20 protein-coding genes are annotated in these 23758 nt (G+C 65.0%); 7 read left to right on the forward strand and 13 right to left on the reverse strand.

Going from position 1 to position 23758, the window contains the following annotated elements; all coding sequences use genetic code 11:
• On the reverse strand, nt 1–1809 hold the full coding sequence (locus NV382_RS14860) for a peptide MFS transporter (protein ID WP_260597496.1): 1809 nt from the start codon (nt 1807–1809) through the stop codon (nt 1–3).
• A gap of 118 nt (nt 1810–1927) precedes the next feature.
• On the opposite strand from NV382_RS14860, the gene NV382_RS14865 reads away from it, so the two are divergent.
• The gene (locus NV382_RS14865; RefSeq protein ID WP_260600434.1) at nt 1928–2509 is read left to right on the forward strand and encodes a nitroreductase family protein; all 582 of its coding nucleotides are present in this window, start codon (nt 1928–1930) and stop codon (nt 2507–2509) included.
• A 37-nt stretch (nt 2510–2546) separates the two neighbouring features.
• Entirely contained in the window at nt 2547–2903 is a 357-nt protein-coding gene (locus tag NV382_RS14870) for a GntR family transcriptional regulator (RefSeq protein ID WP_260597497.1), read from the forward strand.
• Between the two features lie 21 nt (nt 2904–2924).
• On the opposite strand, the gene NV382_RS14875 is transcribed toward NV382_RS14870, so the two are convergent.
• A complete protein-coding gene (locus tag NV382_RS14875) occupies nt 2925–3725 on the reverse strand; it encodes an arylamine N-acetyltransferase family protein (protein WP_260597498.1) in 801 nt (266 codons plus the stop codon).
• The gene (locus NV382_RS14880; protein WP_260597499.1) at nt 3722–5446 is read right to left on the reverse strand and encodes an acyl-CoA dehydrogenase; all 1725 of its coding nucleotides are present in this window, start codon (nt 5444–5446) and stop codon (nt 3722–3724) included. Before NV382_RS14880 ends, NV382_RS14875 begins: the two co-directional genes overlap by 4 nt.
• Before the next feature lie 42 nt (nt 5447–5488).
• Here NV382_RS14880 and NV382_RS14885 point away from each other — a divergent pair, with 42 nt between their 5' ends.
• Nucleotides 5489–6478: an L-threonylcarbamoyladenylate synthase gene (locus NV382_RS14885; RefSeq protein WP_260597500.1), complete on the forward strand. Its 990-nt coding sequence runs from the start codon at nt 5489–5491 to the stop codon at nt 6476–6478.
• A gap of 88 nt (nt 6479–6566) precedes the next feature.
• Here NV382_RS14885 and msrA read toward each other — a convergent pair whose 3' ends face one another.
• Nucleotides 6567–7112, reverse strand: a complete 546-nt coding sequence (gene msrA / locus NV382_RS14890; RefSeq protein ID WP_260597501.1) for a peptide-methionine (S)-S-oxide reductase MsrA — start codon at nt 7110–7112, stop codon at nt 6567–6569.
• Between the two features lie 95 nt (nt 7113–7207).
• Between msrA and galE the strand changes: the two genes are divergently transcribed.
• Nucleotides 7208–8203, forward strand: a complete 996-nt coding sequence (galE, locus tag NV382_RS14895) for a UDP-glucose 4-epimerase GalE (RefSeq protein ID WP_260597502.1) — start codon at nt 7208–7210, stop codon at nt 8201–8203.
• Nucleotides 8200–9117 (forward strand): DMT family transporter, encoded by a 918-nt coding sequence (locus tag NV382_RS14900; protein WP_260597503.1) that lies wholly within the window; start codon nt 8200–8202, stop codon nt 9115–9117. Before galE ends, NV382_RS14900 begins: the two co-directional genes overlap by 4 nt.
• Here the strand turns inward: NV382_RS14900 and NV382_RS14905 are convergent.
• Nucleotides 9027–9863, reverse strand: coding sequence for a Rossmann-fold NAD(P)-binding domain-containing protein (locus NV382_RS14905; protein WP_260597504.1), 837 nt, complete (start codon nt 9861–9863; stop codon nt 9027–9029). The genes NV382_RS14900 and NV382_RS14905 overlap by 91 nt on opposite strands.
• Before the next feature lie 86 nt (nt 9864–9949).
• On the reverse strand, nt 9950–11623 hold the full coding sequence (locus NV382_RS14910; protein WP_260597505.1) for a M28 family metallopeptidase: 1674 nt from the start codon (nt 11621–11623) through the stop codon (nt 9950–9952).
• Nucleotides 11624–11736: 113 nt separating this feature from the next.
• On the opposite strand from NV382_RS14910, the gene pepN reads away from it, so the two are divergent.
• Nucleotides 11737–14334 carry an aminopeptidase N gene (gene pepN, locus NV382_RS14915; protein ID WP_260597506.1) on the forward strand — a complete coding sequence of 866 codons (2598 nt, stop codon included), beginning with the start codon at nt 11737–11739 and terminating at the stop codon, nt 14332–14334.
• A 33-nt stretch (nt 14335–14367) separates the two neighbouring features.
• Here pepN and NV382_RS14920 read toward each other — a convergent pair whose 3' ends face one another.
• The 3 genes from NV382_RS14920 to NV382_RS14930 are packed head-to-tail and all read right to left on the reverse strand — an operon-like array spanning nt 14368 to nt 16122.
• Nucleotides 14368–15099, reverse strand: coding sequence for a DUF72 domain-containing protein (locus NV382_RS14920; protein WP_260597507.1), 732 nt, complete (start codon nt 15097–15099; stop codon nt 14368–14370).
• Nucleotides 15080–15451: a tRNA-binding protein gene (locus tag NV382_RS14925; RefSeq protein WP_260597508.1), complete on the reverse strand. Its 372-nt coding sequence runs from the start codon at nt 15449–15451 to the stop codon at nt 15080–15082. The genes NV382_RS14920 and NV382_RS14925 overlap by 20 nt, the downstream gene beginning before the upstream one ends.
• Complete coding sequence (locus NV382_RS14930; RefSeq protein ID WP_260597509.1) at nt 15451–16122, reverse strand: glutathione S-transferase family protein; 672 nt, start codon at nt 16120–16122, stop codon at nt 15451–15453. The genes NV382_RS14925 and NV382_RS14930 overlap by 1 nt, the downstream gene beginning before the upstream one ends.
• Before the next feature lie 42 nt (nt 16123–16164).
• On the opposite strand from NV382_RS14930, the gene NV382_RS14935 reads away from it, so the two are divergent.
• Nucleotides 16165–16521, forward strand: coding sequence for a hypothetical protein (locus tag NV382_RS14935; protein ID WP_260597510.1), 357 nt, complete (start codon nt 16165–16167; stop codon nt 16519–16521).
• Nucleotides 16522–16579: 58 nt separating this feature from the next.
• On the opposite strand, the gene NV382_RS14940 is transcribed toward NV382_RS14935, so the two are convergent.
• The 4 genes from NV382_RS14940 to NV382_RS14955 all read right to left on the reverse strand — a co-directional run bounded on the left by NV382_RS14940 (nt 16580) and on the right by NV382_RS14955 (nt 23646).
• On the reverse strand, nt 16580–17020 hold the full coding sequence (locus tag NV382_RS14940; RefSeq protein ID WP_260597511.1) for a hypothetical protein: 441 nt from the start codon (nt 17018–17020) through the stop codon (nt 16580–16582).
• A gap of 70 nt (nt 17021–17090) precedes the next feature.
• A complete protein-coding gene (gene gltB, locus NV382_RS14945; RefSeq protein ID WP_260597512.1) occupies nt 17091–21608 on the reverse strand; it encodes a glutamate synthase large subunit in 4518 nt (1505 codons plus the stop codon).
• A complete protein-coding gene (locus NV382_RS14950; protein ID WP_260597513.1) occupies nt 21605–22198 on the reverse strand; it encodes a DUF2059 domain-containing protein in 594 nt (197 codons plus the stop codon). Before NV382_RS14950 ends, gltB begins: the two co-directional genes overlap by 4 nt.
• Entirely contained in the window at nt 22195–23646 is a 1452-nt protein-coding gene (locus NV382_RS14955; RefSeq protein ID WP_260597514.1) for an NAD(P)-dependent oxidoreductase, read from the reverse strand. Before NV382_RS14955 ends, NV382_RS14950 begins: the two co-directional genes overlap by 4 nt.
• Nucleotides 23647–23758: the final 112 nt, after the last annotated feature.

The raw sequence follows: 23758 nt of genomic DNA on the forward strand, positions 1-23758 counted from the left end.
TTATTTTACGCCGTGCATCCACTTCTTGAGCGGCCAGGACAGCAGCAGCAGCAGGATACCGAGCGCGATGGCGACCTCGGAAATCGTCGTGAACACGCCCGAATAGGTGTCCAGGCTGACCTTGAGGTTGGTCACCTCGCCGCCGACCGTCTCGACGCTCGCCACCTGTGCCACGATGCCGGCGACATATTGCGCGACCGAGATCGACAGGAACCACACGCCCATCATCAGCCCGACGATGCGCGCGATCGACAATTTGGTGATCATGCTGAGTCCGACCGGCGAGATGCAGAGTTCGGCGAAGCTGTGGATGAAATACAGCCCGGCCAGCCACCACATCGCGACCTTGAAGTCGGGGCCGGCAAAGCCCGTGCCCCAGACGAGGAACAGGAAGCCCAAGCCAACGCCGATCAGCGCGATGCCGAACTTGACCGGGATCGATGGCTCCAAGCCCCGCTTGGCGAGGCTGGTCCACAGATAGCTCATGATCGGCGCCAGGGTCACGATGAAGAACGCGTTGAAGAACTGCGTCTGCCCCGCGGAGATCGGGATGCCGAGCAACGACAGCTCGGTATTGCGATCGGCAAACAGGGTGAGTGACGAACCGGCCTGTTCGAACAACGTCCAGAACACGACGTTGAACACGACGAGCACCACCGCCGCCAGCATCATCTGGAACTCTTTCCGGCTGCCCTTCAGGAACGACCAGATCAGGATGCCGGGAACCGCGATGAGGAACGTGCCGAACAGCAATTTGCCCATCAGCGACAGCGAGGCGATATAGCCGACGATGCCCGATCCCGGCACCTGCGGCGCCATGTTCATCAGGTTGACGAACAGCAGGTAGAAAGCCGGCACCCCAAGGAGCGCCAGCGCGAAGATGCCCAAAGCGGGGTCCTTCTGCCCCGCCTTGATCGGGGATTCGCCGTACCCGGCGAGCTTGCCGCCATCGAACTGGATCAGCGCGAAGGAGAACATCATGCCGATCGCGGCGAGGCCGAAGCCCGCCCACCAGCCGACGGCATCGGCGAGGAACGGGCACAGGATCTGCGAGCCGAGCGAGCCGAGGTTGATGCCCATGTAGAAGATCGTGAAGCCGGAATCGCGTCGTCGGTCGCCTTGCTGGTAAAGCTCGCCGACCATGGTCGAGATATTGGGCTTGAAGAAGCCGTTGCCGACCGACACCATCGACAAAGCGAGCAGCATCAGCGCGACGTAGAACGGACTGCGATCGGCATCGGAGACGAAGCCGCCCTTGGCGACGGTCTGCGCGACCTGGCCGTCGGCGCGGGTCAGCGTGACAGTGCCGTCGTCATTGCCCTTCACCTTGAGCGGTTCGGCGACCGCGCCTGGCGTGCTGCTGGTGACGTAACGTGTCTCTGCGCCGTTTTCCTGGCGAACTTCGACTGCATAACGCTGGCCGTCGATCGTCGCGAAAGGCGTGGCGGTCTGCCCGCCGAAGCAGAGCACGAAATAACCGAGCGACATCAGCACCGCGCCGAACTTCACCGCGCGTTTGGAGCCGAGATATTGATCCGCGAGATAGCCGCCGATCAGCGGGGTGAGATAGACCAGGGCGGTAAAGCCGCCGTACAGCCCCGTCGCCTGGCGATCGCCGAATATGAAATGCTTGGTGAGATACAGCATGAGCAACGCGCGCATGCCATAATAGCCGAAACGCTCCATCGCCTCAGTCGAGAACAGGCGCGCAAGCTGTGTTGGTTGACCGAACCAGGTCTTGGCGTCGGCCGGATTGACGTGGCTGATATCCGGCTCGCCGCGGGAATCCGCGGTGGGGGTGTCGACCATTTACATACGCTCCCTGATGCAGTCGGCGCGGTCGAACGCGGCGCCTTTGATGCCGATAAGACTAACGCCTATCGCCCGGGTGTAAATACGCGCGGGTCATCCCTAGATGGCTGGCATGATCCTGAACGACACAACCACCCCGCTATCTTTGCTCGCCACACGCCGCTCGGGCAAGCCGCGCGACCTGATTGCGCCCGGCCCCGACGCGGCACAACTGGCGACGATCCTGGAAATTGCCGCGCGGACTCCGGATCATGGCAAGCTGGCCCCGTGGCGCTTCGTGATCGTGGCGGATGAGGCTCGGGATGCGCTGGCGGACGTGATCACCCATGCCTATCGCGCTGAACGCTCCGACGCCAAGCGTGGCGAGATCGAGTCGCTCGATCAGTTCGCGCATCAGGCGCCGACGCTAGTGGTCATGCTGTTTTCACCGAAGACCGAGAGCCATATTCCATTGTGGGAGCAGGAATTGTCCGCAGGGGCCGCGGCGATGAACCTGCTGCACGCCTGCCACGCGCTGGGCTTTGCCGCCGGCTGGCTGACCGGCTGGCCAAGTGCCAGCGATGCCGTGCGCGATGCTTTCGGTTCGGCTTCGGAGCGGATCGTGGGCTTCATGTTCATCGGTACGCCCGGCCGCCCGCTCGATGAGCGGCCGCGACCCGATATGGGCCGGATCGTGTCGCAATGGCGCCCGGTTTGATGCTGGACCTTTTGCCCCATTGCTGTATTAAGGCGCTATGACAGCGCTCAACAGCGACGACAGCCCGGTATATCTGAAGCTACGCGCGACGATCTCGGCCGGCATCCTGCGCGGCGATTTCGGCGCTGGCGATCAATTGCCCTCGGTCCGCGCGCTCGCCGCCGAGCATGGCGCCAACCCGCTGACGGTCGCCAAGGCCTATCAGAGCTTCCAGGACGACGGCTATGTCGAGGTGCGCCGCGGCGTCGGCATGTTCGTGCTGCCGGGCGCGGTCGAGCGTCTGAAGCTGGCGGAGCGGGAGCTGTTCCTGAAGACGAGCTGGCCGCGGATACGCAGCCACATCACGCTGCTAGGTCTGGATGTCGCGGATTTGCTCGAGCGCGAGCGGGCTTAATCTGCCGGCTCGGGGGTGGACCTACGCCGCCGCAAACACGCCCAGCGCCGCGATCTCTTCCGCACCCAGATCGATCCCGAACATCATGCTCAATCGCAGCTTATAAACGCGAGGATCGGTAATTTCCGCGCTTGTTTCGTCGCTGCCGTTGCGCCGCTTGTAGTCGCGATCCTGCAGGCTCGCAAAGCCGTTCGGCAGCACGATGCTGACGATATTGCTTTTGGTGAACCGGCTGACCGGCGCGGTTGCGCACCAATGATTGCCCATCGCCAGGTCGGCGTCCCACACCTGCGCCAGCGTAAAGCTGTATTGCCGCTGCCATCCCTGACCGCCGTCGCGTGACAGCATCCAGCCATAGACCGGGTCCGCGTCGAGCCGGAACGCCGCGCCATCCGGTGCCATCGCCGTCGCGCCATCGACCAGCGGCATGGGCGGCGTATAGCTGCCGCCGAACCCCGGATCGGCTATCCAGTCCTGCCCGTCGATCGTCACCAGGCTGAGCGTATGCGTCAAACCCGGCGTGTCGCTGCCGAGCAGCCACACGCGGCCGAGCAGTGGCCGGGCAACGAACCCCAGCGCCGCCAGCCCATCGCGGAACAGCCGGTTGTGTTCGAAGCAATAGCCGCCACGCCGTGCCGTGACGAGCTTGGCGAACACGCTGTCACTATCGAGCGCGATAGCGCGCCCGAGCATCACGTCGAGATTCTCAAACGGTATCGCCAGCCGGTGCGCGCGCTGCAGTCGCGCCAGCCCCTCGGCATCGGGCGACGGCCGTGCGCCAAGCGTCAGGCGCGCGAGATAGGAATCGAGATCGAAGCTCATGCAGCGAAGGCCTCGGCCTCGACCGAATACAGCACTTCCGCGTGCGCCGTCGCCGCGGCCTTCAGGCCAAGAGCCTCGGGCACGATCTGTTCGACATAGAAGCGCGTCGCGGCCTTCTTCATCGCCAGGAACCCGGCATCACCCGTCGCGCCCTCGGTAGCGCGGCCGAGCCGCTCCATCAGCCAGCCGCATGTCGCGACCGACAGCATGGTGAGGAACGGGTAGGAGCCGGCAAGCTTGTCGTCGGCGTCGAGCGCCATCATGCCGCGTCCGATTTCCTCGCAAGCGTCAATCAGCGCGATCAGCTCGGAATCGCGAGCCTCCGCGCGCATATCGGCGATCAGTGCCGCGAACGCCGCGCCGTTATCGAGCCCGAGCTTGCGCCCGACCAGATCAGCGGCCTGGATGCCGTTGGTACCTTCGTAGATCGGCGTGATGCGCGCATCGCGGAAGAACTGCGCCGCCCCGGTTTCCTCGACATAGCCCATGCCGCCGAACACCTGCACGCCGATCGAGCTGACTTGGCAACCGATATCGGTGCCGTGCGCTTTGGCGAGCGGGGTGAGAATGTCGAGCCGGTTCTGCGCGCCTGCTTCGCCAAGCGTCGCGCGATCGACCTGCGCCGCCGCGAGATAGACCAAAGCGCGGGCTGCCTGGGTCTGGGCCTTCATGCGCATCAGCATCCGGCGGACGTCGGGGTGTTCGACGATCCGCACGGAATCGCGGCTGGCGCCGCCGGCGCGTGCCGACTGGACTCGATCCAGTGCATAGGCGACCGCCGCCTGGGTTGCGCCTTCCGCAACCTGCACACCCTGCAGGCCAACGTTGAGCCGGGCATTGTTCATCATCGTGAACATGGCGCGGATGCCGCCGAATTCGGCACCGATCAGCTCGCCTATGCAGTCATCGTTGTCGCCGAAGCTCAGCACGCAGGTCGGCGAGGCGTGCAGCCCCATCTTGTGCTCGATCGAGACAACGCGAACGTCGTTGAAATCGCCCGGCGTGCCGTCTTCGTTCAACCGGTATTTCGGCACGAGGAACAGCGAGATTCCCTTGGTGCCCAGCGGTGCGCCTGGCGTGCGAGCAAGGACGAGGTGGACGATGTTCGGCGCCATGTCGTGATCGCCAAACGAGATGTAGATCTTGGTGCCCTTGATGGCGAACTTGCCGTCCCCGAGCGGTGTCGCGGTGCTGCGCAGCGCGCCGACATCGGACCCGGCCTGTGGCTCGGTGAGGTTCATCGTGCCGGTCCATTCGCCGGTGGCGAGATGCGGCAGATACAGCGCCTGCTGCTCCGCGCTGCCGTGATGTGCCAGTGCCTCGATCGCACCGACGGTCAGCGTCGGGGCGAGCGCGAAGCCCATGTTCGCGCTGCCCAGCGTCTCCAGCACTGCGGTCTGGATTGCGAAGGGCAGGCCCTGGCCGCCATGTTCCTCAGGCACGCCGATCGTGCCCCAGCCGCCCTCGACATAGTCGTGATAGGCTTGCACGAACCCGTCGGGCATCACCACACCGTCCGTCGTCCACTTGGCGCCGACCGTGTCGCCGATGCGCTGCAGTGGTGCCCATTCCCCCTCGGCGAATTGCCCGACGCCCTCGAGCACCGCATCGACCACATCGTCGCTGGCGGCAGCGAAGCGTTCGCTTTGCGCAAGTTCGGCAATGTGCGTGACATGCTCCAGCACGAAGCGCTGGTCGGCGGTGGCGGGGGTGAAAGGCATTGCTCTTATCCTGTTGGTTCCGGGGCGCTATAGCGCCGGGACATGGCCGATCCAAACCCCCAGCACGAGACGCGGACCTTACCCTACGGCGCGGCCGCGATTGCCGACGCGGCACGGGTGATTGCGGGTGGCGGGTGTGTCGCGGTGCCGACCGAGACGGTGTACGGGCTGGCGGCGGATGCGACCGATTCGGCGGCGGTGGCGGGGATCTATGTGGCGAAGGGGCGGCCGAGCTTCAACCCGCTGATCGTGCACGTGCTGGACCTGGCGGCGGCGGAGCGGATTGCAGTGTTTGACGACACGGCGCTGCGGCTGGCGGCGGCATTCTGGCCAGGGCCGCTGACCTTGGTGCTGCCGGTGCGGGAGGATGGAGGGATCGCCTCGCTGGTGACTGCCGGGCTGGAGACGGTGGCGGTCCGGGTTCCGGCGCACCGGGCGATGCGGGCATTGTTGGAGGCAAGCGGCGTGCCGTTGGCGGCGCCGTCCGCCAATGCCAGCGGTGGGATCAGCCCGACGCGGGCGGCGCATGTTTTGGCGAGTCTGGGTGGGCGGATATCGCTGGTGATCGACGATGGGGCGACTGAGGTGGGGGTAGAGTCGACGATCGTGGCGACGGCGGGCGGGATGCGCATCCTGCGCGAGGGGCCTATCACGGCCGAGTTATTGTCGGACATGTTCCCGGGCGGAGGCCGGGAGCCAGTCGCGATGGACGGCGTAACTGAGCCCCGGCGTTCGCCGGGGAACGTCAGTGCGCCGGGGCAGCTCGACAGTCATTATGCGCCGCGCAAGTCGCTACGTCTCAACGCGACTGAGGCGCGCCCCGGCGAATGGCTGATCGGTTTCGGCGCGATTGGGGGGGACGACACGCTTTCCACCGCTGGCGATTTGACGGAAGCCGCAGCGTACCTCTTCGATGCGCTTCACCGCGCCGACGCTAGCGACCGGAAGACGCTCGGCATTGCGCCGATCCCGTCCCACGGCATTGGCGCGGCGATCAACGATCGGCTACGGCGCGCTGCGCATCGACCGTAGAATTGGTTCGCGCAGAGGCGCGGAGGACGCAGAGAAGAAGTTTCTTCTGCTCCGCGCTCTCTGCGCCTCTGCGCGAACCAGACCTTCTTCAGGCCGACACCGCCGCCTTGGACCGCGCAGCGAAGCTCTTGCGCAGCTTCTGCAGCTTGGGCGGGATCACCGCCATGCAATAGGGATTGCTGCGGCCTTCGGTTTCCCAATATTCCTGATGGTAATCCTCGGCCGGATACCATTCGGAGAGTGGTTCGATCGTGGTCACAATCGGCCCCGATGACGTTGCCCCGGCACGCGCCATTGCCGCGCGAGCCTCGGTTTCCTGCTCGTCCGAATGCGGGAAGATCGCCGACCGGTATTGGGTACCGACATCGTTTCCCTGGCGGTTGAGCTGCGTCGCATCGTGCGTGGCGAAGAAGATGTCGAGCAGGTCGGCGTAGCTCAGCTGGTCGGCATCGAAGGTAATGCGGATTGCCTCGGCATGGCCAGTGTCGCCAGCGCATACCTGGCGATAGGTCGGGTTCTCGACCGTGCCGCCGATATAACCGCTCTCGACCTTCTCGACGCCGATCACGTCGTTAAACACGGCTTCCGTGCACCAGAAACATCCGCCTGCGAGCGTGGCGACTTGGCTTGCCATCGATAAACTCCTTGATCTGCTTGAAGCCAAGATAGGAAGCCGGTGGCGCGGTGCAATCACCGCTGGTAGGCGCTCATGCCAGAGGAGCGGTGATGATGAACGACATGACGGTGATGGTAACGGGCGGCGCAGGCTATATCGGCAGCCATGCGGTGCTGGCGCTGCTCGATGCCGGCTACGGCGTGGTCGTGGTCGACAATCTCGTCACTGGGTTCGATTGGGCGGTTGACGAGCGCGCGACGTTGATCGAATGCGCGATCGAGGATGAGGGCCGCGTGCGCGCCGCGATCCGCGGGCATCACGTGAAGGCGATCATGCATTTTGCCGGCTCTGTCGTGGTGCCGGAATCGGTCAGTGATCCGCTAAAATATTATCGTAACAACACCGCTGCCAGCCGCTCGCTGATCGAAAGCGCGGTGACCGAAAGCGTCCCGCACTTCATCTTCTCCTCCACCGCCGCGACGTATGGCACGCCGACTACCGAGAAGGTGTCGGAGACCAGCCCGACCGTGCCGATCAACCCGTACGGCATGTCGAAGCTGATGACCGAGGCGATGTTGCGCGATGTCGCGGCAGCGCATCCGATGAACTACGCCGCGTTGCGTTATTTCAACGTCGCCGGCGCCGATCCAGAAGGGCGCAGCGGGCAATCCACGGCTGGCGCCACGCACCTGATCAAGGTCGCCGTCGAAGCGGCTACGGGCAAGCGTGATAGTGTCGCGGTCTTCGGCACCGATTTCGACACACCCGACGGCACCGGCGTGCGCGATTACATTCATGTGAGCGATCTCGCCGCCGCGCATGTCGCCGCACTCGACTTGCTCATCGCCGAACCGACGCGCAGCCACACGCTCAACGCTGGCTATGGGCGTGGCTTCTCGGTCAACGAAGTGCTCGATGCGGTCGATCGCGTGACCAACGTGCAGATTGTGCGCAATCGCCAGGGCCGCCGCCCGGGCGATCCCGCGGCGCTCATCTCGGACAATGCGGCGATCCTGCGCACGCTCGATTGGACGCCCAGACGCGACGATCTTGACCTGATCGTCACCGATGCCCTCGCATGGGAGCGCAAGCTCTCCGAACGCGGATGAACCAGAAGTCCGCGCCACGATCGACCAGGCTGGCGGTGCTGATCCCGTTCGCGATCGTCACGTTGATTTGGGGATCGACCTGGCTGGTGATCAAGGACCAGCTGGGCGTGGTGCCGCCGAGCTGGTCGGTGACCTATCGCTTCCTCGTCGCTGGGCTGACGATGCTCGTTTATGCGGCGGTGAAGCGCGAACGGCTGGCGCTGGACGCACGTGGTTGGCGGTTCGCGGCGGCGCTCGGCCTCGCGCAATTTTGCCTGAACTTCAACTTCGTCTACCGCGCCGAGAGCTACGTTACTTCCGGGCTGGTGGCGGCGGTGTTCGCGCTGCTGCTGGTGCCGAACGCGATCCTGTCACGCATCTTCCTCGGTCAACGGATGGGTGCGCAGCTGCTGCTCGGCTCGGGTGTGGCGATGGCGGGCGTGGCGCTGCTGTTCCTGCACGAGGCGCGCGTTGCCGGGACGGGCGCGCAGGCGGTGCTGGCGGGGATCGGCATCACCCTGCTCGCCGTCTGCTCTGCCTCGACCGCCAATGTCATGCAGGGCACGGCAACGGCCAAGCGTTACCCGATGGCGACGATGCTGGGGATGTCGATGCTGATCGGCGCGGCGTTCGACGCGACATTGGCCACCGCATTGACCGGGGCGCCGGTGTTGGACTGGCGGATCGGCTATGTCGCGGGCGTGCTGTATCTCGGCGTGTTCGCCTCGGCGGTCGCCTTTACGCTGTATTTCGGGCTGATCCGCGTGATCGGTCCGGCCAAGGCGGCCTATTCAGGCGTGGTCACGCCGGTGATCGCGATGATCCTGTCGACATTGTTCGAGGGCTATCGCTGGTCCTGGCTTGCGGGTGCAGGCGCGGTGCTGGCAATGGTCGGGCTGGTCATTGCGCTGAGAGCCCGGAGGCCCAACCGGTAATCGGGATAACGCAGGCGCCAGCCGAGCACGCGCTTGGCCTTGGCGTTGGCGACGCGGCGATTCTCGGCATAGAAGCTGCGCGCCATCGGGCTCAGCGTGTCGAGACCGACGAACGGCGGCGCGGCCTGCCCGAGCAGGTGGGCGGCATAGGCGATCACCTCGTTCTGCCCGCACGGCCCATCATCGGCGAGATTGTAGGCGCCGGGCGGCGCATCCAATGCCGCGATGACGCCCGAGACGATATCTTCGACATGCACGCGGCTGAACACCTGGGAAGGCAGATCGACGCGGTGCGCGCGGCCTTCCGCCACGCGATCGAGCGCGGAGCGTCCCGGGCCGTAGATGCCGGGCAGCCGGAACACTCGCGCGCCAAGCGCCAGCCAAGCCTGGTCCGCCGCGACGCGCGGGGCGCGGCGCCCGGTCGTCGGGGCGCTCTCGTCGACCCAAGCGCCGTCTGCATCCCCGTAGACACCGGTGGAGGAGAGATAGCCGCGCCGGGCGGACGATGCGTTCAGCGCTTGGCCGTACTTGGCGAGGACGGGGTCTGAGTCGCCTGCGGGAGGGACAGAGGACAGGATGTGCGTGGCGCGCGCCAGTTCGCGCGTCACCGTGGCGGTGTCGCCAAAGGCGAGCGTGTCATCCCGGCCATCACGCGTAGTGCCGATGACGTTCCAGCCGCGCTGCCGCAACGCCGCGGTGATGTGGCCTGCGGTGTAGCCGAGCCCGAAGATCAGCAGGCGAGACATGTAGATCCCCGTTTCCCGGCGTGGCGCTTCATGACGGGATCCTTCTTGACTGGGCCCCCGGCCTTCGCTGGGCATCAGGCGACAAACTATCGCGCGCCGAAGCCATTGTAGAGCAGGCCGAAGAAATCACCCTTGTTCCAGCGCGGGCGCTCGTCGCCATCCGCGATCTCGCGCGCGATGGCGTAATTGGTCTCGACGAAGCGCACGCCCTGCGCCCAGTCGAGCGGCAGCGTGATCTCGTCCGAGGGCTGGTGGTAATGGTGCGCGAAGAAGTCGTCCCACGCTGCCTTGCCCGCTCCCTTTTTGCCTGGCCATAGGAAGACCGAGGGCACGCCTTTTTGCACGAAACGATAATGGTCGCTGCGTACGAACAGGCCCATTGCCGGATCGGGGTCGGGCGACATCACCACGCCTTTTGTCGCCGCGGCCTTGGCGACGATCGGCCCGAGTGTCGAGCGATCGGCACCGAACACCGTCATGTCCTCGAACTTGTAGGTGATGATCGGCATGTCGAGATTGACGTCGGCGACGATGCTGGTGAGCGGCACCGTGGGGTGGTTGGCGAAATAATCGGAGCCGACCAGCCCCTTTTCCTCGGCGGTGACGGCCAGGAACATGATCGTGCGGCGCGGCGGCTTGCCGCTCGCCTTGAAGCGCCTGGCTTCCTCGATCAGGCTGGCGATGCCGACCGCATTGTCCTCCGCGCCATTATAGATCGTGTCGCCGGTCGCATCGGCCTTGCCGACGCCGACATGATCGAGATGCGCAGAAAGGATCACGACCTGCTTGCCGATTGCCGCATCGCTACCCGGGATCAGCCCTACGACGTTGCTGCTCGTCTTGGGCTCGAAATTGGTGTGCAGCGCGATGGTCAAGTTGCCGGGCAATTGCTCGGCCTTGAACCTGGCCTCGCTGTTGGCGGCAAGCTTGGCGACCTGCGTCCAAGGCGTGCGGGCGCCGGCGAACAGCTTGGCTGCGCCCGGTTGGCTCAGCGTACCGAGCATCGGGGCACCCTCCGCCTTGCCGGTGCCGTCGGCATTGGCCCAGATCGTGCGCGCCCGGTCCCATGCCTCGGCGGCACGCGCGAAGGGCGTACTGCGCGGGCCGGCGCGCTCGAGCGTCAGCGTGCCGACCGCGCCATGGTCGGCGGCGATCGCCTGCTTGGTGCCGGCGCTGGAGAAATGCGCGCGTTCCTCGCTCTGCAGGCTGTCGGGCGCGCCACCGAAATAGGCGACGATCTTGCCGCGCGCATCGACGCCGGCATAGTCGTCGCGTTTCACGTGCGGCGCGACGATGCCGTAGCCGACGAATATTACGGGCGCATCGACCGCAGTCGCGCGCTTCGCCGGATCGACGCCGGGCGCGTAGTCCTCCCCGAAAACGAACGTCAGCGGCGAGGTGCCGGGACGCGACAGCACCATATTCCCCTTGTCCGCTGCCTTGTAGGTGACGAGCGGCACGCGCTGAAGATAGCCGCCATCGTCACCGCCGGGCCGCAGACCCGCCGCGTAGAATTGCGCGGCGACATATTGCGCGGCGATGTCGTACTCGGCACTGCCCGCCTCGCGCCCGCGCATCGCATCCGAGGCAAGAAACATCACGTGCGCCTTCATCGCCGCCTGATCTTCGGGCAGCGGCGCAGTGACGATCGCGTTGGTGGCCTTGGCGGTTCGCTTGGGCGTGGCGGCAGGGGGCGTATCTGCGGCAAAGGCGCCGCCGGCAATCGCTGCGAGCGCGACCGCGCCCATTATTCGGAACATCTGGATCACTTCCCGCTTTATTCGTCCCAAGCGGGTAGCACCCTTGCAATCCCACGCAAGAGCCGTGCGATTTCGGTAGCATAGCGCATATCTGCTCCTGTAGTCGTCATCGCATGCTCGACATCCAGACCGCCAGCGCCACGCCCCATATCATCCGCCGGATAGATTATACTCCGCCCGACTGGCAGGTCCCGACGATCGCGCTCGACTTCGACTTGGATGCAGCCGCGACGCGCGTCCGCGCCACGCTGCAGGTGGTGCGGACCAGCGCCCATGGTAATCCGCTGATTTTGGATGGCGATGGACTGACGCCGATCATCGTCAAGGTGGACGGCGTTGCCGTAAACGACTGGCGGCATGAGGATGGGGCGCTGGTGATCCCGCTGAGCGGCGCCGATCATATCGTCGAAACCGAGGTTGAGATCGCTCCTGAGCGCAACACGCAGCTGATGGGGCTCTACGCCTCGGGCGGTAACCTGTGCACGCAGTGCGAGGCGGAGGGCTTCCGCCGCATCACCTTCTTCCCCGACCGTCCCGATGTGTTGAGCGTGTACACGGTGCGCATGTCGGCCGACCAAGCGCGTTACCCGGTGCTGCTTGCCAACGGCGATCCTACCGCGGCCGGCGAGTTGCCCGCTGGCCGGCATTGGGCGGAGTGGCACGACCCGTTCCCCAAGCCGTGCTATCTGTTCGCGCTCGTCGCTGGCAATCTGGTCGCCAATCGCGCGCGCTTCACGACGATGTCCGGCCGCGAGGTGGCACTGGCGATCTGGGTACGCGCGGCCGACTTGCCCAAGACCGAGCATGCACTGGCCGCGCTGCAGACATCGATGGCGTGGGACGAGCGCGTCTATGGGCGCGAATATGATCTCGACGTGTTCAACATCGTCGCGGTGGACGATTTCAACTTCGGCGCGATGGAGAATAAGGGGCTGAACATCTTCAACAGCCGCTACATCCTGGCCGATGCAGACACTGCGACGGATTACGATTTCGATGCGATCGCCGCCGTCGTCGCACACGAATATTTCCACAATTGGTCTGGTAATCGCATCACATGCCGCGATTGGTTCCAGCTTTCGCTGAAGGAGGGCTTCACCGTGTTCCGGGATCAAGGCTTCTCTGCCGATCAGGGCAGCGCGGCGGTCAAGCGGATAGAGGATGTGCGCGGCTTGCGCGCCGCCCAATTCCCCGAAGATGCCGGCCCGCTGGCGCACCCGATCCGGCCGGACGAATACCAGGAAATCTCCAACTTCTACACGGCCACGATCTACAACAAGGGCGCCGAGGTGATCCGCATGATCGCCACCATCCTGGGCGCCGAACGCTTCCGCACCGCGACCGATCTATATTTCGACCGCTTCGATGGCACCGCGGCGACGTGCGAGGATTTCGTCCGCTCGATGGAGTTCGGCAGCGGCGTCGATCTGACGCAGTTCCGCTTGTGGTATTCGCAGGCCGGCACGCCGCGCGTGACGGCCAGTCTGCGTCACGAGCCGGGCAGCGGCCGCGCGATACTGACTTTGTCTCAGCGGACGCTGCCGACGCCCGGTCAGCCGGACAAGCAGCCGATGGTCTTGCCGCTCAAGATCAAGCTGTTCGGCGCGGACACCGCGACGACCCTGTCGGGCGAGCAGTTGGTGATGCTCGACACCGCCGGCCAGCAGATGATTTTCGACGGTGTGACCGAACGGCCGGTGCTGTCGATCAACCGCGGCTTCTCCGCGCCGATCATCGTCGAGACCGATCGCTCGGCGGCCGATCTGGCCTTTCTCAGCGCGCATGACGACGATCCTTTCGCCCGGTACGAGGCGATGCAGCAATTGATGCTCGACACACTGGTGGAAAGCGCGACGCTCGGCCGCGCCGATCACGCGGCGGTGATCGCAGCGGTGGCGGGCACGCTGGACGATGCCTCGCTGGATCCGGCATTCATTGCCGAGGCGGTGCTGCTCCCGTCCGACGCCTTTGTCGGCGATCAGATGCCGCTGGTCGATCCGGAGGCGATCTTCCGCGCGCGCGAGGCGCTGCGGCGTGATCTTGGACGACAATTGGATGTCCGGTGGCGCGCGCACTATGAGGGCGCGCTAGCCGAGCGCTTCGAATATACGCCAGCCGCCAAGGGGCTTCGCCGGCTGAAGACAGTGGCGCTCGGCTATATCGCCGCCAGCGGTGCTGCCGATGCACCGGCGCTTGCCTTCCGCCAGTTCGAGGCGGCGGACAACATGACCGATCGGCAGGGGGCGCTGACCACGCTGATCGCCGGTGACACGGCCGAACGCGTGGCAGCGCTCGACATCTTCTACAACCTGTACGGTGATAATGCGCTGGTGCTCGACAAATGGTTCCAGACGCAGGCGTTGTCGCCGCGCGACGACACGCTGGCAACTGTCCAGGAACTGGCGCGGCACCGTGATTTCACGCTCGCCAATCCCAACCGTGCGCGCGCCCTGATCGGTGCCTTCAGCGTCAACCAGCGGGCCTTCAATGCCGCCAGTGGTGCCGGCTATCGCTTCGTCGCCGACCAGTTGATCGCGCTTGATAAGCTGAACCCACAGACCGCGGCCAAGCTGCTGCCGCCGCTCGGGCGCTGGCGCCGGTTCGACGCAAAGCGCGCGGGGCTGATGAAGGCGGAACTGGAGCGGATCGTAGGAACGCCCGGGCTGTCGAAGGACATGTTCGAACAGGCATCGAAAAGCCTGGCGGGGTAGGCTGCCCGGTGGCAGGTCTCGACATTCGGCAGATCACTCCACCAGGCGCGCCAAGGTAAGCGCATTGCCCAGTGCGAAGCCAGCGCTGGTATTGTCGTAGATCGTCCACTGCTCGTCGGGCGCCGCACGCGCCACGTCGGCATGCCCCGCCAGCGCCAGCGCATCGTAATCCGAGCGATACATTTGCGGCGAGCCATGCCACCGCGCGTAGCTCAGTCCGCGCCAGCCGCCCGGTGTCGCTGCCTCCGGCACACGTGCCGGGTCGGCCGCGACGCGGGCGATGCGATGCGCGACCAGAAAGTTATCGGCCTCCAGTGTGAACCAGCTAGCATGCCGCGGTTCGCAAGCGAACGCGCCGCCAAGCACGCCCGCCGCGTGCGCGAAGAAAGCCGCAGCCACTGCCTCGTCGAACACCAAGCTCGGTGGCAATTGCACCAATAAAGGCCCGCGCTTGTCGCCGAGCCCGGCCACCTCTTCACCGAAACGGCCGAGCAGATCGTCGACCTCGACCAGACGCCGCTCATGCGTGATCGTCTTGGGCAGCTTGACGGCGAAGCGGAAGCCGGGCGGCACGCTTGCCGCCCAGCGTTCGTAGGTCGTGCGCCGATGGGGGCGATGGAAGCTGGAATTGATCTCGGCGGCGTCCAGCCGCGTCGCATAGCGCTCGAGCTGGCTGCCCTGTTCGGGGAAGTCGCCGCGCGACGGCGCCGGGATCGCCCAGCCGGCAGTGCCCACGCGGGGCCGGCTAGAAGAGGCGCCCGCCATTGGGCACGTCCTTGCTCGGGGTAACCAGTACCACTTTGCCATCGGCATCGGGGAAGCCCAGGGTCAGGACCTCCGACATCATCGGCCCGATCTGCCGCGGCGGGAAGTTGACCACCGCCGCCACTTGCCGGCCAGCCAAGTCTTCCAACGTGTAATGCTCCGTGATCTGTGCCGAGGATCGCTTGATCCCGATCACCGGGCCGAAATCTATCGCCAGTCGGTATGCGGGCTTGCGCGCCTGGGGGAAGGGAAGCGCTTCGATGATCGTGCCGACCCGGATATCGACTGCCAGGAAAGCGTCGAACCCGATCTCCGCCGCAATGCCGGCCGCTGCATCGTGCGTCACGTGCATCAGAAGTTCACGTCGTCATAGTGGGATGGCGGGGCGATCCCCTCCATCCGCTCCGACAGCAACGGCCGGAAGCTCGGCCGGCTTTTCATCCCGGCATACCAGCGCGCGGTTTCCTCGTGATTCTTCCAGTCGATACCGCCGAGATAATCCGCGACCGAAATCTGCGCTGCGGCGGCAAGGTCGGCCAGACTCATCGTCGTGCCGGCGATCCAATTGTGATGGCCGAGCAGATAGTCGGTATAATCGAGGTGGCGCACCGCCGCCTTCATCGCCTCGCGCAGCGCTTTCGAATCGGGGGCTTCCTTGGTCACCAGACGTTTGACCATGCGCTCGTGGAGCAGCGGCGCCGTGATGTCGGCGAAGAAATGATGGTCGAACCACATGACTAGGCGGCGGATCTCCGCGCGGTTGATTGCAGTGCCGCTGATCATCGCCGCTTTCTCGACCGTTTCTTCGAGATATTCGCAGATCACCATCGAATCCATCAGCAGGATCTTGCGCGTGGTGTCGGTCATCACCGGCACTTGTCCGGCGGGGTTCATGTCGAGGAACTCGTCGCGCCGCTCCCATGGGCGTTCGCGCACGAGTTCGTACCCGACGCCTTTTTCACCCAGCAGCAGGCGCACCTTGCGCGAAAACGGGCAGAGCGGGAATTGATGGAGTTGCCACATGGGGGCGTGTTAGATCGACTGAGCGGGCGGGGGAAGGCGAGAATGGCTGACGACAGGTTGGAGACGGTAGCGATCACCTACAATCAGCCGGAAACGCTGGTGCTACGGTCGATGCTGCACTTCTACGGTATTCCCAATCTAGCGATTGGTGCGGCACATGCGGCGGTCAATCCGGTGCTGATGGTGGCCCTGGGCGGCATTCACGTGCGCGTACCGCATGATGCCGTGGACGAAGCGCGCGCATTGTTGCGCGAGGTGGCATCACGGCCCCAGGCGGTACGGCCGTATCTCATCGACAATCGATGGTTGAACGCGGCCGTGGTTATCGCTTTTTGCGCCCTGCTGGGCTTGCCGGTGCCACCGACGCGCACCGGATCCACGTTTTTGCTAGGGGAGTGACGTGGCGGGCCGGGCAATCGCGCGCCAAACCTTGGTTTAGCTGGCAGAGCCATTGGACTTACTTATCGCCGGGCGCGCCACTAGCGGCGGTATCCAGAGCGGCCGAGGTCATGGCGAACAGGCTGCGCAGCCGTGCAGCGGTCGCGCTCAATTCCTTCTGCATCGTGGCGGCGTCACGCGCGGTCCGCCCGGCCAGCGCCACCGCGCCGCGCGTCTGTTCCTGCAAGTGGCGATCGAACTGTGGATCGTCGCGCCGGGCAAGATCGCGCAACGTATCGCTCGACCGGACCTTGCCCGTATAATGCGACAGCGGCCCGACATGCGTGTCGAGCACCGCCCCGGCAAAGGCGTCGAGCACGGTGGCGACGCCTGCCTGGACCTGAGGGTCGTCCAAGGCGCGCGCGACCTGATCGGCCGACGGCATCTCGCGATCCCGTGCCACCGCAGGATTGGCGGCCAATAACGCCGCCGAGAAGGAAAGCAGGGAAATCAGTCGCATGACACCGTCCGATCCTATTGGGCAGAAGCGCGATGTAGCAGATTACCGGTTAATTTGCGAGTCCGCTGCTTCACTCCGCCGCGACCATCTCCAGACTGTCGTCCAGCGCGTGCGGCAGGCGACCGATCATCTCCTTGGGCACCACTTGCCAGAAATGCCCGGCCGCCAGGTTCCAATCCTCCAGCATCGCACCCGACCATTTGCTGTCCGTCGCGGCATGGTGCGTGCGGATCAGGTCGAGCAGCACCGATTCCCAGTGCATTGACGACAGCCGCTGCCAGGTGATGCTCTCCGGATTGGCGCGGCGTTCGAAGCTGCCGTCCGTGTCATAGACGAACGCCATTCCCCCGGTCATCCCCGCGCCGAAATTGGCGCCGACGCTGCCCAGCACCACCGCGACTCCACCGGTCATGTACTCGCAACCATTGGCGCCGCAGCCCTCGACCACCACCGTCGCGCCCGAATTGCGCACGGCGAAACGCTCGCCCGCCTGGCCGGCGGCCAGCAAGCTGCCCGACGTCGCGCCGTACAGCACGGTGTTGCCGATGATCGTGTTGTCCTGACTGGCGAGAGGCGAACTGACCATCGGGCGCACGACGATCTTGCCGCCGGATAGGCCCTTGCCGACATAATCGTTGGCGTCGCCGAACACTTCGAGCGTGATGCCCTTGCACAGGAATGCGCCGAGGCTTTGGCCAGCGGAGCCGCGCAGCCGCACATGGACGTGCCCGTCGGCCAACGTCGACATGCCGAACTTGGCGGTGATCTCGCTCGACAGTCGCGTGCCCACCGCGCGGTGCGTGTTGCGCACGCTATAGGTCAGCTGCATCTTCTCGCCGCGGCTGAACACGGCGGCGGCATCGCGGATCATCTGCGCGTCGAGACTGTCGGGCACGTCGTTGCGGAACGTGCTGAGCGAGAAACGCCGCTGGCTATCGTCCGCATCCACCTTGGCCAGGATCGGGTTGAGATCGAGATCGTCGAGATGCTCCGCTCCGCGGCTGACCTGGCGGAGCAATTCGGTGCGCCCGATCACCTCGTCGAGGCTCTTGAAGCCCAGACGCGCGAGGATGTCGCGGACTTCCTCGGCGATGAAGGTCATCAGGTTGATGACCTTTTCGGGTGTGCCGGTGAATTTGGCGCGTAATTTCTCGTCTTGCGTGCATACGCCCACCGGACAGGTGTTCGAATGGCATTGCCGGACCATGATGCAGCCCATGGCAACCAGTGAGAGCGTGCCGATGCCGAACTCCTCGGCGCCCAGGATCGCGGCGATGACGATGTCGCGCCCGGTCTTGAGGCCGCCGTCCGTGCGCAGCTTGATGCGGCCGCGTAGGCCGTTGAGGGTCAGCGTCTGGTTGACCTCGGACAGCCCCATTTCCCACGGCGTGCCGGCATATTTGATGCTGGTCTGCGGCGAAGCGCCCGTGCCGCCGACATGCCCGGCGATCAGGATCACGTCGGCATGCGCCTTGGCGACGCCGGCCGCGACCGTGCCGATCCCGGCGGAGGAGACCAGCTTGACGCACACTCGCGCGCGGGGGTTGATCTGCTTCAGGTCGTAGATCAGCTGCGCGAGATCCTCGATCGAGTAAATATCATGGTGCGGCGGGGGGCTGATCAGTGTCACGCCCGGAGTTGCGTGGCGCAACTTGGCGATGAACTCGGTCACCTTGAAGCCGGGCAACTGCCCGCCTTCGCCGGGCTTGGCGCCCTGTGCGACCTTGACCTCGATCTCTTCGCAGGCTCCGAGATATTCCGCCGTCACGCCGAAGCGTCCGGAGGCGATCTGCTTGACGCCCGAATTGGCGTTGTCGCCATTGGCATAGGGCGTGTAGCGGGCCTTGTCCTCGCCGCCTTCGCCCGACACCGCCTTGGCGCCGATACGGTTCATGGCGATCGCCAGCGTCTCATGCGCTTTGGGGCTGAGCGCGCCCAGGCTCATGCCCGGCGTGACGAAGCGCTTGCGAATCTCGGTGATCGCTTCGACCTGGTCCTGCGGAATGCCTTCGTCGGGGAAGTTGAACTGCAGCAGGTCGCGCAGATAGACCGGCGGCAATGCCTCTACGCCGCGCGAGAATTGCAGGTAGGTCGAGTAGCTGTCGCTCGCCACGGCCGATTGCAGCAGGTGCATCAATTGCGCGGAGTATGCGTGCGTCTCGCCCGAATGGCGCTGGCGATAGAAGCCGCCGATCGGCAGGTGGACGACCGCATCGTCGAAGGCCGCCTCGTGCCGGTCCGTCGCATTGACGAACAAGGAGGCATAGCCTTCGCCCGAAATCTTGGCCGGCATGCCCGGGAAGAAATCGTTGACCAGCGCACGGCTGAGGCCGACCGCCTCGAAATTATAACCGCCGCGATAGGAGGAGATCACCGCGATCCCCATCTTCGAGATGATCTTGAGCAGCCCCTCGTCGATCGCCTTACGGTGTCGCGCGACACATTCGTCTAGCGTCAGGTCGCCGAAGAGACCACGCTCATGCCGGTCGGCGATCGAGGCCTCGGTGAGATAGGCATGCACCGTCGTCGCGCCGACGCCGATCAGCACGGCGTAATAATGCGTGTCGAGGCATTCCGCGGTCTGGATGTTAATGCTGGCATAAGAGCGCAGGCCCTTGCGTACGAGATGCGTGTGCACGGCCGCCGCCGCCAGCACGCCGGCAATCGCCACGCGATCCTCGGAGGTGCGCATGTCGGTCAGGAACAGCTCGCTCTTGCCTTCCCGCACCGCTTGCTCTGCCTGCGTGCGGATGCGCGCGATCGCGTGGCGCAGCGTATCGGGCGTGCCGCCGGCGTCGAACGTGCAGTCGATCTCCGCCACGGCATTGCCGAAGAACGCCTTCAGTCGCGCCCAGTCCGTGCCGGTCAGCACCGGCGAATCGAGCACCAGCACGCCGTCCTTGCGCGCGCCGGTATCCAGAATGTTGGATAGATTGCCGAAGCGGGTTTTGAGCGACATGACATGCCGTTCGCGCAGAGGATCGATCGGCGGATTGGTCACCTGGCTGAAATTCTGCCGGAAGAAATGGCTGATCAGCCGTGGATTGTCGGACACGACGGCAAGCGGCGTATCGTCGCCCATCGATCCGATCGCTTCCTTGGCGCCTTCCACCATCGGCGACAGGATCAGCTCCATATCCTCCAGCGACTGCCCGGCAGCGATCTGACGCCTGGTTAGATCGGCGCGAGCGAAGCGAGTCACGGCATCACCGGGGGCTGGCGGCAGATCGGCGATGGACAGAAAATTGCCGATCATCGCCGCATAATCCGCCTCGGCCGAGATCTTGTCCTTGATCTCGCAATCCTTGAACAGCACGCCCTCGTCGAGATCGACCGCGATCATCTGACCCGGACCCAGCCGGCCCTTTTCGAGCACGGTCGATTCCGGCACCACCACCATGCCGGTCTCCGAGCCCACGATCAGCAGCCCGTCGCTGGTCAGCGTATAGCGTAAGGGGCGAAGCGCATTGCGATCCATGCCCGCCACGGCCCAGCGCCCGTCGGTCATGGCCAGCGCCGCCGGGCCGTCCCACGGCTCCATCACGGATGCGAGATATTTGTACATGTCGAGATGCGCCTTGGGCATCTCGCCCTTGCCCATCCACGCCTCGGGAACCAGCATCAGCTTGGCGGTCGGCGCGTCGCGGCCCGATCGGCAGATCGCCTCGAACGTCGCGTCCAGCGCCGCGGTGTCGCTGGCGCCGGCCGGGATCACCGGCTTGATGTCCTCCGAATGCTCGCCGAACGCCAAGCTCGCCATCTTGATCTCGTGGCTCAGCATCCAGTTCTTGTTGCCGCGGATCGTGTTGATCTCGCCATTATGCGCAAGACAGCGGAACGGCTGCGCCAGCCACCATTGCGGGAAGGTGTTGGTGGAATAACGCTGGTGAAAGATCGCCACGCGGCTTTCGAAGCGCTGATCCTGCAGATCGGGGTAGAAGAGCGACAGGCTCTCCGCCAGGAACAGCCCCTTGTAGATGATCGAGCGGCACGACAGCGAGCAGACGTAGAAGCCCTGGATCTGCGCGGCGATCACGCGCTTCTCGATCCGGCGCCGCACGAGGTACAGGTTCTTCTCGAACTCGGCCGCGGACTGCTCGTCAGGCAGGGGCCCCGCGATCATGATCTGCTCGATTTCGGGTCGCGTCGCCTGAGCCTTGATGCCGATCACCGAAACGTCGACTGGCACCTGGCGCCAGCCATAAATGGTATAGCCTTCCTCGATGATCGCGCTCTCCACGATCGTCCGGCACGCCTCCTGCGCGCCGAGATCGGTGCGCGGCAGGAAGATCATGCCGACGGCCAGCCGGTTGGGCTTGGCGTGATGGCCGGAGGCGGCCACGGCATCGTCGAAGAATTTGAGCGGCAAATCGACATGCAGACCAGCGCCATCGCCGGTCTTGCCATCGGCATCCACGGCGCCGCGGTGCCACACGGCCTTCAAGGCATCGATTGCCGATTGCACGACGCGCCGCGACGGCGTGCCATCGGTGGCGGCGATCAGCCCGACGCCACAAGCGTCGGATTCGAATTCGGGGCGATACATGCCATCGCGGGCGAGGCGGTCGCGTTCGGACTCCATGCTCATGGCTTTTTCTCGTCCCCGGCTAACGCCATGATGTCTTTGGTAAGTTCGGCGACGTCAGCCTGCATGTGGCTCATGGACTGCTTCATCAAATCGCGCTGCCAAGCGGCAACGTCCGGATCGCTCATGATCGTCATGGACTGCTGCATGTAAACGCGGCCGGTGGGCGTGCTAAAGAAGGCCTTGAGCTCTCGAAGCTGGCCGACGTCGAACCGTCGCGCATAGGCGTTGGTCATTGCCGTCGCCATGCCCGGGAGCCCGGCATGCATGGCTTCGGTCGAGCGCGACAGCTGTCGGTCTAGGAAGCGGTCAAATACTTCCCGAGCACGCGCGTCGTTGTTTAGAAGCGCTTCGAACTGCGGGTTCTGCGTCATGCTTTGGCGAATGTTCGCGAGCATCGGCTGCATCATCCCATCGATCATCTTTTCCCGCGTTGCTGCCGGGAACAGAAGCTCGATCAACTCACTGGCTACGGCGACCCGTGCCGGATCGAGCGCCGGTGTCGCCGCTCCGGTCTGCGCGGCGGCAACGCCGGAGACTGCCGACGCCGCAACCATCAAGGCCAGCGCGGTCGCATGTCGTATAGCGCTCATGCCGCCACCCTCTCGCTCGCTGCCTTGGCCTTCAGCCACTTGTGCATCGCGGCCGACACATCACGCCCGTCGCGGATCGCCCATACCACCAGCGAGGCACCACGCACGATGTCACCTGCCGCGAACACGCCGTCGAGCGAGGTCATCAGCGTCTTACCGACCAGCAAGGTGCCCCAACGCGTGACGCCTAGTTCAGGCGTGCCGAACATGGTCGGCAGATCCTCGGCATCGAAACCCAACGCCTTGATGACGAGATCGGCCGGCACGTCGAACCCGCCTTCCGGATCGACTTCCGGCGCGCGCCTGCCGCTGGCATCGGGCGCGCCCAGCCGCATGCGGCTGGCCTTGACGCTCGTCACGCGCCCGACCGTCGCTTCGGCTGCCGCGGCAAACGCTTCCGGCGCGGTAAGCCAGACGAATTCTACGCCTTCCTCCTCAGCATTGGCGACTTCGCGCTGCGATCCCGGCATGTTGGCGCGGTCACGGCGATAAAGGCACTTCACGCTGGCCGCGCCCTGGCGCACCGCGGTGCGCACGCAATCCATCGCTGTATCTCCGCCGCCGATCACCACCACATGCTTGCCCTCGGCATTGAGCGATCCGTCATCGAACGCCGGCACCGCATCGCCGAAGCTCTTGCGGTTGGAGGCGGTGAGGAAATCGAGCGCGTCGACCACGCCCTGGCTGCCGACACCAGGCGCCTTGATCGCGCGCGGCTTGTACACGCCCGTTGCGATCAGCACCGCGTCGTGCCGCTGGCGCAACTCGTCCAGGTTGGCGTCCCGGCCCACTTCGAAGCTCTCGTGGAACACGATACCGCCCTGCTTCAGCCGCTCGACCCGCCGCGTGACAACATGCTTCTCCAGCTTGAACCCCGGAATGCCATAGGTCAGCAGCCCGCCGGCGCGGTCGTAGCGGTCATAGACATGCACGTCGTACCCATGATTGCGCAGATACTCGGCGGCGCTCAGCCCCGCCGGACCTGCACCGATCACCCCGACCGACTGGCCCCGCGCGGGCCCGACCGTGACCGGCTCGACCCAGCCTTCCTCCCAGGCGGTATCGGTGATGAATTTCTCCACCGACCCGATCGTCACCGCGCCATGCCCGGTGAACTCGATCACGCAATTGCCTTCGCACAGCCGGTCCTGCGGGCAGATGCGGCCGCAGATTTCGGGCATGGTCGAGGTCGAATTGCTCAGCTCATAGGCCTCGCGCAATCGCCCCTCCGCAGTGAGCCGCAGCCAATCGGGGATGTGGTTGTGCAGCGGGCAATGCACCGAGCAATAGGGCACGCCGCATTGCGAGCAACGCCCAGCCTGATCCTCGGCCGCGGGCGGCGCATAGCGCTCTGCGATCTCGCGGAAATCGTCTGCCCGCACCGGGGCTGGGCGTTTGCCGGGATAGGCCTGGGGCCGTCCCACGAATTTGAGCATCGTATCGGTCATGCCGCCTCGCGTGTATCGAGCGAGGTGCATAATTTCGTTCTTATGACGTGTCACGCAAAAATCGTTCAATAGGTAAGCATGTTTAACCTAATCAATTACGCAGGTTCTTTGA

Origin of the sequence: Sphingomonas endolithica (assembly GCF_025231525.1) — a bacterium.
GTDB lineage: Bacteria > Pseudomonadota > Alphaproteobacteria > Sphingomonadales > Sphingomonadaceae > Sphingomonas > Sphingomonas endolithica.